Below are 15019 nucleotides of genomic sequence, written 5' to 3'. Positions count from 1 at the left end.
GTTGCAGCTCGCGAGCCAACACCAGCGCCTGAGCATATTGTTCTTTATTGAGGTGTGCCTGCACCAGCAGGGCCTTGGCTCTGTTGCCCTGCTCTCCCTTCACTGACTTGATGGCCGCGAGCTGGGTCATGGCGGCATCCGTCTTGCCCTGTTGCAGCAGCAGTTCGGCGGCACGCATGGCGGCCTTGGGGTGAGCATGTTCCTGGGCAAGCAGTTGCCAGCTGTCCACAGCCTTCGGCCACTCACGTGCCCCTTCCCACAACTGGGCCAGCAATTGGCGATTCTCCGCGTTCTGCTTCATCTGTCCCTTGGCCATGGCAGACTCCAGCAGACGCGCACCGCGATAGGGCAGTCCCTGCCAGGCATACAGGCGGATCAGCTGGTTGCGGGCGGCGGCATCATCCATCAGTTGACGGTCGATGGCGGTTTGCAGCAGTGTAAGCGCTCGATCACCACACTTGGCGGAGAGATTGAGCGACACCGCCTGCTGCCACCACTTGCTCTCTTTCGGCTCGCGGCGGATCAACTCTTCGGCCTGATCCGCAGCCACGCCGTAACGCTGCAATGCAGTGAGGGAGGAGAGGCGGATGATGGCTGCCTGCTTCTGCCAGCTTTTCTTCAACAGTTGTTCACTCTGGCTGGCTGCCTCGCCGTACTGCTTGTTGTGGTAATAGAGGCCAGCCAAGCGCAGACGCAAGGTATCGTCAGCCTTGATGGCCAATGCGGCCTTGTAGCTGGCGATGGCGCCGGACCAGTTGGATTGCTGGGCCTGGATATCCCCGCGCAGACGCAACAACTGAAGTCGTTGCTGCTCTGGCCACTCTTTATAGGCAAGAGCCTGCTCCACGTAGCGACTCGCCTGTGCGGTATGCTGCAGATTGGCGGCCAGAGAGGCCTGTAACTGCGCCAGCCAGGCGTGCTCAGCCTCGGAACCGGGTTTGAGCACAGCCGCCTTGCTCTGGGCCTGTTGCCACTGGCCGGATTGATAGAGCTTCATCACGGGCTCCAGCTGGCGGGAGAAATGAAGGCTCACCTCCATCGCCAGACAGGCTTGGCTGACCAGGGCCAGCAGACAGATCCAGATCCGCAACATGGTTATGACTCCAATTTGAATTTGAGCGTGATGACTTGCACCAGTTTGTCGGTGGCGCCCGGCCTCGGCTGATAGCGCCACTTGTTGATCGCCTGAATGGCCGCTCGCTCGAACTGACGCTTCGGCTTCGCCTCGACCACCTCCACATCCTGTACCCGGCCGTCTGCATCGACGCTGAAACGCAAGGTCACGGACCCCTCGATGCCGGCCTGCTGGGCCCGGTAGGGATAAACAGGCTCAACCCGTTGCAGCGGCATCAGCATGTCGCCGGCACCGATCCCGGTACCCTGCTGCTGACCATGGAAATTGCCGCTCGCGACCGGAGTGGGACTGGTCGCCACGCCAGGGGCAGAGACCTGTACCGCGCTCAGGGTCGAGACCAGATCCAGGCTCGGCTGTACCGAAGGCAACGGGGCCGCCGCCGGCATGGGCAGCGGTGTCGAAGCCAGCGCGGCAGGCGGCTCCGGCAAGGGTTCCGGCTCCTGGGGTACCGGCCGTTCACGCACCTGTACCTCGGTCACCTCGTTCTGCATGTTGATGACGATGGATTTCTGCTCTGTGATCGCCTTCTCCCCTCCGGGCGGCTCCACCAGGGTGGCCATGAACAACAGGATGCCCAGACTGAGGGCGATCCCCAGTCCCAGGCTCATCAACTTGTGTTTCATTTCGGTGCCACCGCCACGGCGATGTTGGCGATGCCTGCCGCCTTGGCTTCATCCATCACCCGCACCACCTTGCCGTGGGGTACCCGCTCGTCGGCCTGGATAACCAGGCTTGCCTCGGGCTGCTCCGCCAACAGTCGGGCGAGGGTGGCCTGCACCCGCTCCACATCCACCTGTTTGCGGTCGAGGAAGATCTGCCCCTGAGCGCCGATCGCCAGCATGATGCTGGACGATTTCTGCGCCTTGGCCTGGCTGGCCTGGGGTCTGTGTACCTCAAGCCCGGCTTCGCGCACGAAGGAGGTGGTCACGATGAAGAAGATCAGCATGATGAAGACGATATCCAGCATGGGGGTCATGTCGATCTGCACTTCATCGCGCTGGCGTTTGGATTGCCGTCTCATTGCATTACCTTCTCTTCTCGCAGGCCGTCCCGGGTCTTGGCCAGCGCACGCTTGGCCTGACTCTCGAGCCGGCTAAGTAACAACACGCCGGAGAGGGCCACCACCATGCCTGCCATGGTGGGGATGGTGGCGCGTGAGATCCCGCCCGCCATGCTCTCCGGGTTAAAGCGGTTGGCCGCAGCCAGCGCATCGAATACGCCTATCATGCCGGTCACTGTACCCAGCAACCCCAGCATGGGGCAGAGCACCACCAGGGTGCGGATGAAGATCAGATGACGGTTGAGCGCCAGCTCCACTTCTGCCAGCCAGCGCCCGCGAATCGCGCGAGCGTGCCAGCTGTGACGCTCGCGACGCGCCTGCCAGCGGCCCAGCAGCTCACGCTGCAACGGTGCAAACCCCAGGTTGAGGTAGAGCAGCCGCTCGATCATCAGAATCCACATCAGCACCAGCAAGGCCAGAATGACCCAGAGCACCGGGCCGCCACGGCCCATGAAGCTCTGCAACTGCTGCCAGATGTCGAGCATCATGCTACCCGCTCCACCCTGTCACCATTGCTTTCGGCCCGCTCGGCCAGGATCCCGGCCACCTGCTGTTCCAGCACGTTGGAGAGCTCGGTGAAACGGGACTGCAGCAGGCTGTGGGCCAGGATCAGCGGAATGGCCGCTACCAGACCCTGCACCGTGGTGACCAAGGCCATGGAGATGCCGCCCGCCATGATCTTGGGATCGCCGGTACCGAACTGGGTGATGGCCTGGAAGGTGCCGATCATACCGGTCACTGTCCCGAGCAGACCCAGCATGGGGGCGATGGCCGCGATCACCTTGACCATGCCGATGCCGCGCTCCAGGCGAGGGGTCTCCTGCAGGATCGCCTCATCCAGACGCAGTTCGAGGGTCTCCATGCTCAGTTCTGGATGCTTGTCAGCCACCGTCAGCACCCGGCCGAGGGCGTTGTCGGCATGATATTCACCGCTCTTGAGCTGGCGACGAACCCGACCCAGTTCGCGAGAGAGGCTCCACAGCCGTACTCCAGCGATCCCCAGGCCGATAGCGGCCAGCAGCACGATGATGGCGCCGACCTGGCCGCCCTGCTGGACTTGCTGCCAGAAGGTGGGCGCCTGGGCCAGCATATCGAGCAGAACACCGTGGGAGGGATCCAGCGGCAACGCTTCTCCCTCCTGACCCTGATAAGCGGCCACAGCGGAAAGCACGCTGCCTGGCAGGCCCAGCACCGGACTCAGGCCTTCGGCCTCCGGTTGCAAGAAACCAGCATCGCCCAGCAGGGTGAAGCTGCCGATCCGGGTCAACGTCTGCTCGCTGGCAACGCCCTGGGCATCAAGCACCTTGCCGTTGAACTGGGCAACCCGGCCCGATTCGCGGATCTCCTGTAGCAAGGTGGCTGGCAGCAGGGCAAGGGCGGCGCGATCAGGCACCTGTTTATCCTGTGCCATGGTTTTCAGCGGGGCGAGGCGATCAGGATACTGGCCCTCGACGGCGGATTCGCTCAGCAGCTTGACCGCATCGCTTGCCCCCTGACGGGTGACCGCAAAGATGTCGTTCATGTCGCCGGAGGCTTGCTCCCACTGGGTATTGAGCTCCACCAGCTGCTTTTCATTGGCCGCGAACTGGCTGGCCAGCTCCTTGCTCAGGCGCTGGGCCTCGGCCAGCTTGGCACGGGCACTGCTCAGCTCCCTGGAGACAGACGCCAGATCCTGCTGAGCCTTCTGCTCACGGGCCTGTTCCTGCTGCTGCCAGGCTTCCTCGGCCACGGCGGCTGTGGTGCCCAGAGAGAGGGCGAGGGCAAGGGGTAACCACTTCATGGTGACGCTCATGACTGGGCCTCCTGACCACGGCTGACGGAAAGGGGGACATTTAACAACTGGGGAACTTTCTTGTCGGCAGCCATTTCCAACGCCTCGGCGATGGGGGAGAGCCACTGGCCGTCGAGGGCTTGCCACTGCTTGTGCTCGGCAGACCAGCGCCACGCCTGGGAGCGATCGGCGGTCATCGCCAGCAGGGAGACCCGGCCCAGTGCCAGCACGTCGACCCGGCGCGGTGCGCCATCCAGCACCAGCTCGGCGGAATAATGGTCCAGCCTGCTGCCGTATTCGGCTTCAATCTGATAGGCCTGCAATAGCTGGCGGAACTTCTCCGCCTCGCTCACATCGGCTCTTGCCAGCGTCGCTTTCAAGGCAGCAACCCGCGCCAGACGATCCTCCCTGCGCAGCGGGATGTCATCCTGTACCAGCTGTTCCAGATCGGCTTGCATCTGCAGCATCAGGGGGACAAGCCCCTGTCTGGTCTCCTGTACCGCCTCCAACTGCTGGTTCAGCTTGCCCAGCTCGTTTTGCTGATCGGCCACCAGAGACTGCATGTAGCGGTTGTAGGCTTCCAGATCCCGCAGTTGCAGTTGGGCATTTTGCAGCTCAATCCTGGCGGCGACGGCTCCATCGGCGGCTTTCTCCACACGCAGCTGGGAGGCTTTCCCGTCGGCGATACTGTTCTTCAATGCTGGCGCAACCACCTCGTCGGCGGACACGACGCAATGAACGGCCATGGGTAACAAGGCCAGACCCCAAAACTTGTTCATGATATAAATCTTAACAATGATAACTATTCTCATTGTCTCAAAGAGTAGGGTCACTGGCAATCAGATGATTTTCTTGGCCTCTGGCCGAAAAAACAGGATACTTTTTAGACAAGTACGGGAATAACTGGCGTTGGTAGTCGCAACACCATTTTAAATAACTAAAAAATGTCTTTTCGATCAGCAAGATAAGTGATCGAAAAAGGAGACTTACATGTTTAACGATGCGATCTGGGAACACATAGATCGGTTCACCAAGGCGAAGAAGACCAGCGAGATCCAGCAACAACTGGAGCGCTTCAGTCATCAGATGGGGTTTGATTACTTCCGTTTGCTGATTATTTTCCCCATCAGCATGCAGAAATCCCATGTGGCCTTGTTCAACAACTGCCCCACCAGCTGGTTTGATGCCTATTCGGAACGGCACTACCTGACCCAGGATCCGGTCGTCTTCCTGGGACTGAAGCAGACCCAGCCCATCTTCTGGAACAAGCTCGATTGCGATGCCCCCTGGTTGCCCAGCGCCAGCAGGGAGGTGATGAACCTCGCCGCCGACTTCGGGGTGAGGAACGGCGTCTCCTTCCCGCTGCACACACCTCAGGGGGAACACGGCATCCTCTCTTTCATCAGCAAGGAGAAGTCCAATTCCGATCTGATGTTTGAAAACGTTCCCCTGCTGTCATTCTGTGCCAGCTACATCTTCAACTCGGCCCTGACCCTCATCAAGGCCAGACCAGACCTGATGAAATACCTGGCCGAGCTGTCGGATCGGGAGAAGGAGTGCCTTTTCTGGGCCAGCGAGGGCAAAACCTCCTGGGAGATCGCCACCATCCTCGGCATCAGCGAGCGAACCGTGAACTTCCACCTCAATCAGGTCACCAACAAGACGGACTCGCGCAACCGCAACCAGGCGATTGCCAAGAGCATCTCCAGCGGCATCATTGTGCCTTCCCTGGACGACGTCACCATCACCAACCTGCGGCTGTCATAGCCTGTTTTGCCAAAACAAAAAGAGCCGCAATGCGGCTCTTTGTATGCGAGTAATAAAAATTCATACCAAATCACCCTGTAAGCCGCATTTCACCACATGAAAAATCGGACACTAAAAAATAAAGTATCATACCAGCTTAAGAATTTAGCGCTAACGATGAGAAAAAGCAGAGCAATAAAGCATCATACCAATGTTTGAAGATTTTGCCGTTTTCTCTAACGAAGTTCAGAACACTCGTGCACGGTGAATCGCAAGATTCGGCTGATGCAGAACATTAACCCAACGCAGTTTCATACCGTGCGAAATACCCAAGAACTGCAAGTCGCTCCCCGCCAACGCTGGACTTCTCAGGCAGCTTGCCCTTATCCACAGATTTGGTCTGCGGATGAGGTATGCCGGAATAACCATCCTTGCCACGCTTTGGTAGCCCAGGCCGCGTCTCAGGGGATGGAGGTGGTGATCCCGTCGAAGCGGAATCGTAAGGAAAAGCGAGAGCACGACAGGGAAATGTATAAGGTAAGGCATCTGGTAGAAATTGCCTTTCTCCACCTGAAACAATGGCGAGGGATAGCCACGCGGTATGCGAAAAACACCGCTTCGTTCGTGGCGGCTGTCCGGATCCGCTGCGTGGCATTATGGGCTGCCATCTTATGACGACAGCCTCTAGCAGGAAAACTACAGCAAAATGATGGCTCGCGCCTTTCGCTCCATCAACGAATACCAGCTTTATATATCTGATGAATACTGATCACCCCCAACAATCGAGCCTCATCAGACACCACGGGGACAGCATTGATGCGATGTTCGTGCATAAGTTCCAGTGTGGCAGCCGCCAGACCGTCCGCTTGGACCACCACCGGTGTTCGGGTCATCAGCTCGGTGACACAGGTATCCAGGGGCAATGTTTTTTCCAAAGAGCGCCGCAAATCACCATCCGTGAAAACTCCCAAGATGCTGCCCTGATCACTACTAATCACTACTAGCCCAAATCCACCACGACTCAAAGCCACAATGGCATCCCTCAAGGATGTGTCTGCAGAACAAACTGGTATTGGTAGCTCAGGGTCTAATATATCCTTGTTGCGTAGCAACAATCGGGCACCCAGGCTACCGCCCGGGTGAGAAACTGCATAGTCCTGCTCGTTGAAATCGCGAATGCGCATAGCACTGATGGCAAGGGCATCGCCCATCATCAGGGTGTTGATGGCACTGGAAGTCGGCGCCAGACCGAGAGGACAGGCCTCCTGCTGGACGCTGATGTCGATGACGTGATCGGCCTGTCGCGCCAGATAGGAGTCGAGCTTGCCGGTGAAACCGATCACCACCAGACCCTTGTGCTTGAGCAGCGGCAGCATGGTCTTGAACTCGCCGGCCTCGCCGGAGTTGGAGATCATGATGACCAGATCCCCCTTGGTGATCATGCCCAAATCGCCATGCAGCGCCTCGGCGGGATGGACGAAAAAGGCGGGCGAGCCGGTCGAGGCCAGGGTCGCGGCAATCTTCTTGCCGATATGGCCGGACTTGCCGATGCCGGTGACCACTATCTTGCCCGTACAAGCAAGGATGGCCTCGCAGGCCGAGACGAAGGAATCATTGAGCCGAGAGCACAGCCTTTGTGCCTCGGCCAGTTCGATACTCAGGGTTTCATGAGCGTAGCGCTGGATCTGTTCACGCATGACGAAGGGAACCTCTGGGGATTGGGGGGAGTTCAGACCAGCACCACCTGGATGCCATGCTGCTCCAGCGCCTGCCGGTCAGCATCGCTGATGCCCTTGTCGGTGATGATGATGTCGATCTTGTCGATGGGCACCACCACGTTGGGCGTCTTGCGGCCGAATTTGCTGGAGTCGGTCACCACGATGATCTGCCGTGCCGCCTGGCACATGGCCTGGCTCACCTGATATGCCTCGTTGAAGGTGGTGGTGCCCTGCTCGACATCGAAGCCGTCGGCGCCGATGAACAACTTGTCGAAGGTGAATACGCGAAAGGCCTGCTCTGCCTGGCTGCCATGAAAGGAAGCGGAGCGTTTGCGGTAGGTGCCACCCGGCATCAGCAGCGTCACGTTGCTGTCCAGCGCCGCTGCTTCATTCATGATGTGCAGGCTGTTGGTCATCACCGTCAGCGCTACCCGCTCTGCCAGCCAGGGCACCATCTGCAGGGTGGTGCTGCCACTGTCGAGAATGATGGACTCGCCATCCCGGACCAGGCTCGCGGCCCTGGCGCCGATGCGCTGCTTGGTGTTCAGATTGAGCACGGTTTTCTCGTCCATGGAGTGATCTTCCAGCGCCGGCTGGGTGAACGCCTCGGCGCCGCCATAGCGGCGGACTACCAGCTGGGCCTGCTCCAGATGCCGCAGATCGCTGCGCACCGTGGCGCCGGTGATGTTGAAATGGGCGGCCAAATCGTTGACTGACGTTCTGCCATGTTCGCGCAGATAACGCACCAACATTTCTCGACGAGTTTCAATGGACATACCTGAATCCCTATATGCTGAATTTAAAAAGCCATAGGCTTCATTTCCTAAGAATGTACACTGAAATTTTCATAATGAAAATTATATGACAACCGAATTGTCATTTTATTGACAGCGCGCAGGTTACCGCTTCGCGTACCGGCGGTGCCAGTTCGGCCAGTTGTCGCTCGGTCAGCGGGATACGGGCATGCACCAGAGTGTCCAGCGTCTGGGGTCTGGCGAAGATGGTCAGGCCACGCATGATTTTGGCATCGACAATCACGCCGTTGGCATCATGGGCCAGCACCACCAGGGTGCGCGGGCGCCAGCGGGAGGCCGTGCGGCCGATCTTCACCGAGCCTTTGAGGCTCATGTCCTGCAGCATGCGATTGAAAGCCCGTACCTGAAAAAAGCCCAGGCCGATCTGCAATCCCCAGGCCACCAGGGCAAACACGATCAGAAGATTAATGGCATCCATTTAGCACCTCACAATGAAAAAAGGCAGTGTACGACACACTGCCAAAAGATTAGGTTCTCAGGAGTTTCCCACACAGTTGGAACTAGAGCATCACCTGACCACTAGAACATCACCTGACCACCGGTAATGTTGATGGACTGGCCGGTGCAGTAGCTGGCCTCGTCGCTGGCATAGAACTTCAGCACGTTCAGTACGTCCTGGAAATCGCAGCCACGCTTGAGCGGCACCTTGTCGATATAGACCTGCTCCACCTGATCCTCGGGGATGCCCAGCTTTTTCGCGTATTGCGGCAGCAGGGACTGGAACATGGGACTCTTGAGCAGGTTGCCCAGCATCAGGGAGTGGACGGTGATGTTGTGCTCGGCCAGGTCCAGCGCCAGCGATTGGGTCAGACCGACACCGCCAAACTTGGCTGCCGAGTAGCCGGAGTTGTGCTTGGAGCCCACCTTGCCGGACTTGGAGTTGATCTGGATGATGCGGCCGCCATTTTGGCGGATCATCACCTTGGAAGCCTCACGGGCACACAGGAAGTAACCGGTCAGGTTCACCTCGATGGAGCGGTACCAAGCATCCAACGGGAACTGATCGATCTTGGCCGCGGTCGCCGTGCCGGCATTGTAGACCAGCAGGTCGATGCGCCCGAAGCGATCATCGACGGCACCGACCATGCGCTGCACATCCGCTTCCTGGGTGGCATTGGCCTGCACGGCCATCACGTTCTCAGCACCATGCACCTCGGCGATTTCGCTGGCGGTGAGCTTGGCGCTGTCGGCGTCCATATCTGCGACTGCCACCCGATAGCCGGCCTCGGCCAGCCCCTTGCAAAGGAAGGCGCCCAGACTTTTACCGCCGCCAACTACCAGTGCTACTTTTGACATGTTACTCTCCTCGATTGCTGTATCTCGCGCCCCCCTGCTTCGAGCCGCTAACTCAATGATGCAGGGGGAGCGTGAGTCTTGATTGTTCAGTTCAGTTCAAACGTGATTTCGGTGCCGATTTCCAGTTCCGGGACTGTCGGGCAAGTGCCGCTCACATGCACGGTTCCTGGGTATTCCGCTTCATCGGCGCCATCGAAACGGATGGTGATGTGACCCAATTCGCCGAGGTTCTGGTTGACTACGTCGCCTACCGCCGTGATGGGAAAACGTGTCTGACCCAGAACGAAATCCCCTCCCACCTTGATGTCATCCAACAGCGCTGCGTGCGGATGGATGTAGCAGTAGTCCGCTACGTCTGCCGGGGCATTGTCATCGAACAGTATCATCATGTTGTCATCCAGGGCTTCGGCAGCAAACTCGCCGATCTTGGTCACTTGGGTTTGGTACAACATAGTCATTTCAGTCCTCGTTTGAGCGTTATTGGTAGATGAAGTAGGAGGCGAGCCAGGCCAGCAGTACGGTCGGCGCTCCGGTCAGGAACCGTGAGTAAAGCACGGACGGCACCCCGATTTGGACTGTTTTCGGCTTGGCTTCGGCCAGGCTCAGACCTACCGGGATGAAGTCACAGGCAGCCTGGGCATTGATGGCGAACAGGGCCGGCAGTGCCAGGTGCGGCGGAATGTTGCCAAGACCGATCTGGGTCCCTACCAGCACACCGATGACCTGCGCGATGACGGCGCCCGGGCCAAGGAAGGGTGACAGGAACGGGAAGGAACAGATCAGCGCCAGGGTCATCAGGCCAACGGGACTCTTGGCCAGCGGGATCAGGGCATGTGCAATCACATCACCCACCCCGGAGGCCAGGATGACCCCGATCAACATGGACACGAACGCCATGAAGGGCAGGATGGAGCGCAGCACCGTATCGATGGTTTCGCGGCCGGCCTGGAAGAAGGTGGACATCACCCCGCCCATGCCGATGCCGATGCGGGCCAGCAGGCTGTCGCTCTGCTCGCTCAGCTTCTTGCTGCTGTCATATTGCGGCGCTTCTTGTTTCGCCGCTTGTTTCGGCTGGCTAGGCGCATTCCCGGCCTGGGCTTGCAGCTGGATGTTGTCCGGCTGCACGCCAGAGACATAGATATCCTCCTCGATGAAGTTGGCCAGCGGGCCGCTCTTGCCGGTGGAGTGAATGTTCACCGTCGGGATCCGCTTCTTGGGGTAGAGGCCGCAACGCAGGGTGCCACCGCAATCGATGACGGCGACCGCGATCTCGTCATCCGGGATGGAGGTCTTGAAACCGTCCACCGCTTCCATGCCGGAGAGTTCGACCATGCGGTCCACGATGTCCGGTCGGGTGCCCGCGGTGATGTAGAGGACCTTCTTGCCCGGCTCGATGTCGATGGTCAGAGGACCACCCCAGCCGCCGCTGCCTTTGGTGATGTACAATGAATTTGCCATGATGTCTGCTCCTGGTTGGCTTACTCGGCTACGCGAATGTGGACGTCAGTGCTGAGGCGAACGCCTTGCTGTTTTTCCACCATGGCGGTAGTGAAGTCGGTCACCCAGCCGCGGAAGAAGTTGCTCACCATACCGACCAGCAGGTAGCTGATGGCCAGGGGAGCCAGCGGCATGCCCAACGTGGTCAGGCCATTGGCAATGCCCAGATAGACGAACAATTCACCGGGGTTGATGTGCGGGAACAGGCCATTCATGGAATGACAGCTGTAGGATGCGGCTGCGTAGTAGGACGGCTTGTAACGCTCCGGCAGGAAGCGACCCAGGCTCAGTGTCATGGGGTTCATGAACACGAAGGTGCCGATGACCGGCAGTATCAGGTAGCGGGACACCGGGTTGCCGGCGCTCTTGGCAGCCAGGCGCTCCACCCGCTCCTGTCCGATGAACTGGATCAGGGCGTTCATCGCCACCATCAGCGAGATCAGCAACGGCAGTATGCCGGTAACCATGCCGACAAAGACGTCTCCGCCTTTTTGGAATAGTGCAATGAACCATTCCGCTGCATGAATAATTACATCCATGGTGTAGTCCTCAAGTTGACTCCATCTGTGAAGGGGACACGTCCTGCCGTTGATAAGGTGCCGGACGTGCGGTTGGTTCCAGGTTGCAGCTGTTCGCTTATCGTGTTTGGCTGGCGACCCGGTAAGTTGATATTTTCACACTGAACGTCACTTTGCTAATTTTGGTTTTCATAATGTGACCAAGTTGGCGTTTTTTGTCCAGCCTAGAATGCCTGTTCCCGCTACGGTTGCTTCGCTGGTTTTCAAACGGGGCAACGACATCCCCACTCCCTGAGGCGCCCCAACTGCCCCTCCCTCCCCATACACACATCGCGGCCGCACAATGGCACCTCGGGCGCAATTAAACATATCCTACTGTTTTATATATGCTTTATTTTGTGCGCGCTTTAAATTGGTGATTCAGATCACGCTTATTTTTGCGGCATATCGATAACCGTTAGCAACCTAGCCTGGACCGCGATCCGGTTTAGATCGTTCTGACCTGGCACGAACTGAGCGAGTTCGCCGCCCGTGAGCGCAGGAATGACAGCAATAGCCTCACCGCAGAGATACGAAATGTATAAAAAACTGTTGATCTGATTTTCAAAATCAATGATCTTGGTTTTCATTTCTTTGTAAACAGGGAAAGTTGAAAATTCTTTCTGGCTTGCGCGGGATGGTCTCGCCCGCGCCACATGGACCCGCTAGGGAATGACAGCAGTCAAAGACGAGACGAACAGCGGCAATATGATTGCCCCCTGGAGCTACGGGTCACCCTCGACAGGGCGGAGATGCCGCATTTCACACTGAAGGAGTGCTCATGTTGTATCTGGATTCAGCGAACATCGAAGAATTACGCCCCTGGGTGCACCAGCTCAGCCTGGACGGTATCACCTGCAACCCCAAATTGCTGGCCCAGGCCGGGATCAAGGCCGACGACTTCATCGGGCAAGCCAGGGCGTTGGGCTTTGATCGCCCTCACCAACTGTTTGTGCAGGTGACGGCCACCGATACGGCCGGCATGGTGGCACAGGCGAGACAGCTCTGGTCCCGCTGGGGCGCAGTTTACTGCAAGATCCCGGTGTCACCGGCCGGCCTGACCGCCATCCACCAGCTGAAGCGTTCCGATGACGCCAGCGGCGCCATCTGCGCCACAGCCATCTACTGTGAACGGCAGGCTTTCCTGGCCGCCCGGGAAGGTGCCGACTACCTGGCCCCCTACGTGAACCGCATCGACCGTGAAGGCGGCGACTTCCAGCGCGTTATCGGCCGGTTGCGGGAGCTGCTGGAGCGGCAGCAACTGCCCGCTCGGATAGTGGCCGCCTCGTTCGCCATCCCCGAACAGCTGACCCAGGCCCTGCTGGCCGGCGCCCACGATCTGACCGTCAGTCCAGCCCTGCTGACTCAATACCTTGCCAATGCCCAGACAGCACAGGCCGTGGCCGAATTTGCCAGCTACGGCTGACGCTTGTTTCCACATCGATAATCGCGCCTATCTCCAAATAACACAGGAACCCATGCAATAATGAAAAACATCAACCCGACCCAGACCCAGGCCTGGAAGGCACTGGAAGCCCACTTCGCCGCCAACAAGGAGCGGCAGCTGAAGGATCTGTTTGCCGCCGATGCCGAACGCTTCAACAAATTCTCCACCACCTTCGGTGGCGACATGCTGGTCGACTACTCCAAGAACCTCATCACCCAGGAAACCATGGCCCTGCTGCAGGACCTGGCCAAGGAAACCGACCTGTCCAGTGCCATCGAGTCCATGTTCAACGGCGAGAAAATCAACCGGACTGAAGGCCGCGCCGTGCTGCACGTGGCCCTGCGCAACCGTTCCGACCGCCCCATCCAGGTCGACGGCAAGGACGTGATGCCGGACGTGAAAGCCGTGCTGGCCAAGATAAAAGGCTTCTGCGAGAAGATCATCTCCGGCGAGTGGAAGGGTTATACCGGCAAAGCCATCGAGCACGTGGTCAACATCGGTATCGGTGGCTCTGACCTGGGCCCGGTGATGATCACCGAGGCGCTGCGCCCCTACAAGAACCACCTGCAGATGCACTTCGTCTCCAACGTCGACGGCACCCACATCGCCGAGACGCTGAAAAAGGTCGACCCGGAAACCACCCTGTTCCTGGTGGCCTCCAAGACCTTCACCACCCAGGAAACCATGACCAACGCCCACAGCGCCCGCGACTGGTTCCTGAAAGCCGCCGGTGACGAGGCTCATGTAGCCAAGCACTTCGCGGCCCTGTCCACCAATGGCAAGGCCGTGGCCGAGTTCGGTATTGACACCGCCAACATGTTCGAGTTCTGGGACTGGGTCGGTGGCCGTTACTCCTCCTGGTCCGCCATCGGTCTACCCATCGCCCTGTCACTGGGCTTCGAGAACTTCGAAGCCCTGCACCAAGGCGCCTACGAGATGGACATGCACTTTGCCACCACCGCCTTCGAGCAGAACGTTCCCGTGCTGCTGGCCCTGATCGGTATCTGGTACAACAACTTCTACGGCGCCGAAACCGAGGCCATCCTGCCCTACGACCAGTACATGCACCGCTTCGCCGCCTACTTCCAGCAGGGCAACATGGAATCCAACGGCAAGTACGTGGATCGCAACGGCAACAAGGTCGACTACCAGACCGGCCCCATCATCTGGGGTGAGCCGGGCACCAACGGCCAGCACGCCTTCTACCAGCTGATGCACCAGGGCACCAAGCTGATCCCGTGCGATTTCCTGGCCCCGGCCATCAGCCACAACCCCATCGGCGATCACCATCCCAAGCTGCTGGCCAACTACTTCGCCCAGACCGAGGCCCTGGCCTTCGGCAAGAGCAAGGAACAGGTGGAAGCGGAGTTCCTGGCCATCGGCAAGACCCTGGACGAGGTCAAGGACCTGGTGCCGTTCAAGGTGTTCGACGGCAACCGCCCGACCAACTCCATCCTGTTCAAACAGCTGACCCCCAAGACCCTGGGTGCCTTGATCGCCATGTACGAGCACAAGATCTTCGTGCAAGGCATCATCTGGAACATCTTCAGCTTCGATCAGTGGGGCGTGGAGCTGGGCAAGCAGCTGGCCAACAAGATCCTGCCGGAGCTGAACACTGCCGAACCCATCAGCAGCCACGACAGCTCCACAAACAGCCTGATCAACACCTGGAAGGCGTGGAAGGCCTAAGCACCTACCTCCTTTAACCTAGCAGACGGGCCCGCCTTGGAGACAAGGCTGATCAGCTCTGGATCCATTGGCCGAGCCCCAACAGTAAGAAAATCTGGAACCTGTGATGGGTTCCGGATTTTTTTACGTCTTGTAAGCGATTTGAACGATGTCATTGCGACATCGGATGAACCACTGGCTTGGTTGAAGGTCTTTACCGAGCATATTCTCGGTAAATTAATCAGCGCATCCGCGGCTCTTTTTCCTAAAACCAAGCGTTGTTTCCTAAGTCAGAGAACCAGCTCCCGG

The 15019-nt window shown here is 58.8% G+C and carries 17 protein-coding genes and 1 pseudogene (1 of these 18 running past the window's edge); 4 read left to right on the top strand and 14 right to left on the bottom strand.

Going from position 1 to position 15019, the window contains the following annotated elements:
• The 6 genes in view from C2U37_RS07695 to C2U37_RS07670 are tightly spaced (at most 2 nt apart) and all read right to left on the bottom strand, a layout consistent with a single transcriptional unit that may run on beyond the window.
• Window positions 1-1093 carry the 5' portion of a tetratricopeptide repeat protein gene (locus C2U37_RS07695; RefSeq protein WP_181023065.1) on the bottom strand. Its footprint begins 86 nt before the window's first position, so only the first 1093 of its 1179 coding nucleotides appear in the window; the start codon lies at window positions 1091-1093; its stop codon lies beyond the left edge, outside the window.
• 2 nt (window positions 1094-1095) lie between these two features.
• A complete protein-coding gene (locus tag C2U37_RS07690) occupies window positions 1096-1758 on the bottom strand; it encodes an energy transducer TonB (RefSeq protein WP_103858085.1) in 663 nt (220 codons plus the stop codon).
• Window positions 1755-2156: an ExbD/TolR family protein gene (locus tag C2U37_RS07685; protein WP_010672232.1), complete on the bottom strand. Its 402-nt coding sequence runs from the start codon at window positions 2154-2156 to the stop codon at window positions 1755-1757. Before C2U37_RS07685 ends, C2U37_RS07690 begins: the two co-directional genes overlap by 4 nt.
• The gene (locus tag C2U37_RS07680; RefSeq protein ID WP_010672233.1) at window positions 2153-2683 is read right to left on the bottom strand and encodes a MotA/TolQ/ExbB proton channel family protein; all 531 of its coding nucleotides are present in this window, start codon (window positions 2681-2683) and stop codon (window positions 2153-2155) included. Before C2U37_RS07680 ends, C2U37_RS07685 begins: the two co-directional genes overlap by 4 nt.
• Window positions 2680-3987: a MotA/TolQ/ExbB proton channel family protein gene (locus C2U37_RS07675; RefSeq protein WP_103858084.1), complete on the bottom strand. Its 1308-nt coding sequence runs from the start codon at window positions 3985-3987 to the stop codon at window positions 2680-2682. Before C2U37_RS07675 ends, C2U37_RS07680 begins: the two co-directional genes overlap by 4 nt.
• Window positions 3984-4745: a DUF3450 domain-containing protein gene (locus tag C2U37_RS07670; RefSeq protein ID WP_041214169.1), complete on the bottom strand. Its 762-nt coding sequence runs from the start codon at window positions 4743-4745 to the stop codon at window positions 3984-3986. Before C2U37_RS07670 ends, C2U37_RS07675 begins: the two co-directional genes overlap by 4 nt.
• Before the next feature lie 211 nt (window positions 4746-4956).
• Between C2U37_RS07670 and C2U37_RS07665 the strand changes: the two genes are divergently transcribed.
• Complete coding sequence (locus tag C2U37_RS07665; RefSeq protein ID WP_010672236.1) at window positions 4957-5733, top strand: LuxR family transcriptional regulator; 777 nt, start codon at window positions 4957-4959, stop codon at window positions 5731-5733.
• Window positions 5734-6150: 417 nt separating this feature from the next.
• Window positions 6151-6387: pseudogene (locus C2U37_RS25035) on the top strand (IS5/IS1182 family transposase); the annotation flags it as partial.
• Between the two features lie 56 nt (window positions 6388-6443).
• On the opposite strand, the gene C2U37_RS07655 reads toward C2U37_RS25035, so the two are convergent.
• The 8 genes from C2U37_RS07655 to C2U37_RS07620 form a co-directional block, all read right to left on the bottom strand.
• On the bottom strand, window positions 6444-7409 hold the full coding sequence (locus C2U37_RS07655; protein ID WP_043133539.1) for a KpsF/GutQ family sugar-phosphate isomerase: 966 nt from the start codon (window positions 7407-7409) through the stop codon (window positions 6444-6446).
• A 32-nt stretch (window positions 7410-7441) separates the two neighbouring features.
• The gene (gene srlR / locus C2U37_RS07650) at window positions 7442-8206 is read right to left on the bottom strand and encodes a glucitol operon DNA-binding transcriptional repressor SrlR (RefSeq protein WP_043133538.1); all 765 of its coding nucleotides are present in this window, start codon (window positions 8204-8206) and stop codon (window positions 7442-7444) included.
• A gap of 100 nt (window positions 8207-8306) precedes the next feature.
• Complete coding sequence (locus tag C2U37_RS07645; RefSeq protein WP_043133537.1) at window positions 8307-8663, bottom strand: transcriptional regulator GutM; 357 nt, start codon at window positions 8661-8663, stop codon at window positions 8307-8309.
• A 101-nt stretch (window positions 8664-8764) separates the two neighbouring features.
• The gene (srlD, locus tag C2U37_RS07640) at window positions 8765-9541 is read right to left on the bottom strand and encodes a sorbitol-6-phosphate dehydrogenase (protein WP_043133536.1); all 777 of its coding nucleotides are present in this window, start codon (window positions 9539-9541) and stop codon (window positions 8765-8767) included.
• Window positions 9542-9627: 86 nt separating this feature from the next.
• On the bottom strand, window positions 9628-9999 hold the full coding sequence (locus tag C2U37_RS07635) for a PTS glucitol/sorbitol transporter subunit IIA (protein ID WP_043133535.1): 372 nt from the start codon (window positions 9997-9999) through the stop codon (window positions 9628-9630).
• Window positions 10000-10018: 19 nt separating this feature from the next.
• The gene (gene srlE, locus C2U37_RS07630) at window positions 10019-10999 is read right to left on the bottom strand and encodes a PTS glucitol/sorbitol transporter subunit IIB (RefSeq protein ID WP_043133533.1); all 981 of its coding nucleotides are present in this window, start codon (window positions 10997-10999) and stop codon (window positions 10019-10021) included.
• A gap of 20 nt (window positions 11000-11019) precedes the next feature.
• Window positions 11020-11577, bottom strand: coding sequence for a PTS glucitol/sorbitol transporter subunit IIC (gene srlA / locus C2U37_RS07625; RefSeq protein ID WP_043133530.1), 558 nt, complete (start codon window positions 11575-11577; stop codon window positions 11020-11022).
• A 410-nt stretch (window positions 11578-11987) separates the two neighbouring features.
• The gene (locus tag C2U37_RS07620; protein ID WP_104452075.1) at window positions 11988-12185 is read right to left on the bottom strand and encodes a hypothetical protein; all 198 of its coding nucleotides are present in this window, start codon (window positions 12183-12185) and stop codon (window positions 11988-11990) included.
• A 191-nt stretch (window positions 12186-12376) separates the two neighbouring features.
• Between C2U37_RS07620 and C2U37_RS07615 the strand changes: the two genes are divergently transcribed.
• Together C2U37_RS07615 and pgi are read left to right on the top strand one after the other, a co-directional pair.
• Entirely contained in the window at window positions 12377-13021 is a 645-nt protein-coding gene (locus C2U37_RS07615) for a transaldolase family protein (protein ID WP_101618233.1), read from the top strand.
• 60 nt (window positions 13022-13081) lie between these two features.
• On the top strand, window positions 13082-14731 hold the full coding sequence (pgi, locus tag C2U37_RS07610; RefSeq protein WP_101618231.1) for a glucose-6-phosphate isomerase: 1650 nt from the start codon (window positions 13082-13084) through the stop codon (window positions 14729-14731).
• Window positions 14732-15019: the final 288 nt, after the last annotated feature.

It is taken from the genome of Aeromonas sp. ASNIH1 (assembly GCF_002934285.1).
In the GTDB taxonomy this organism is placed as follows: Bacteria; Pseudomonadota; Gammaproteobacteria; order Enterobacterales; family Aeromonadaceae; genus Aeromonas; species Aeromonas caviae.
This window is presented reverse-complemented; position numbering and strand designations above follow the sequence as displayed.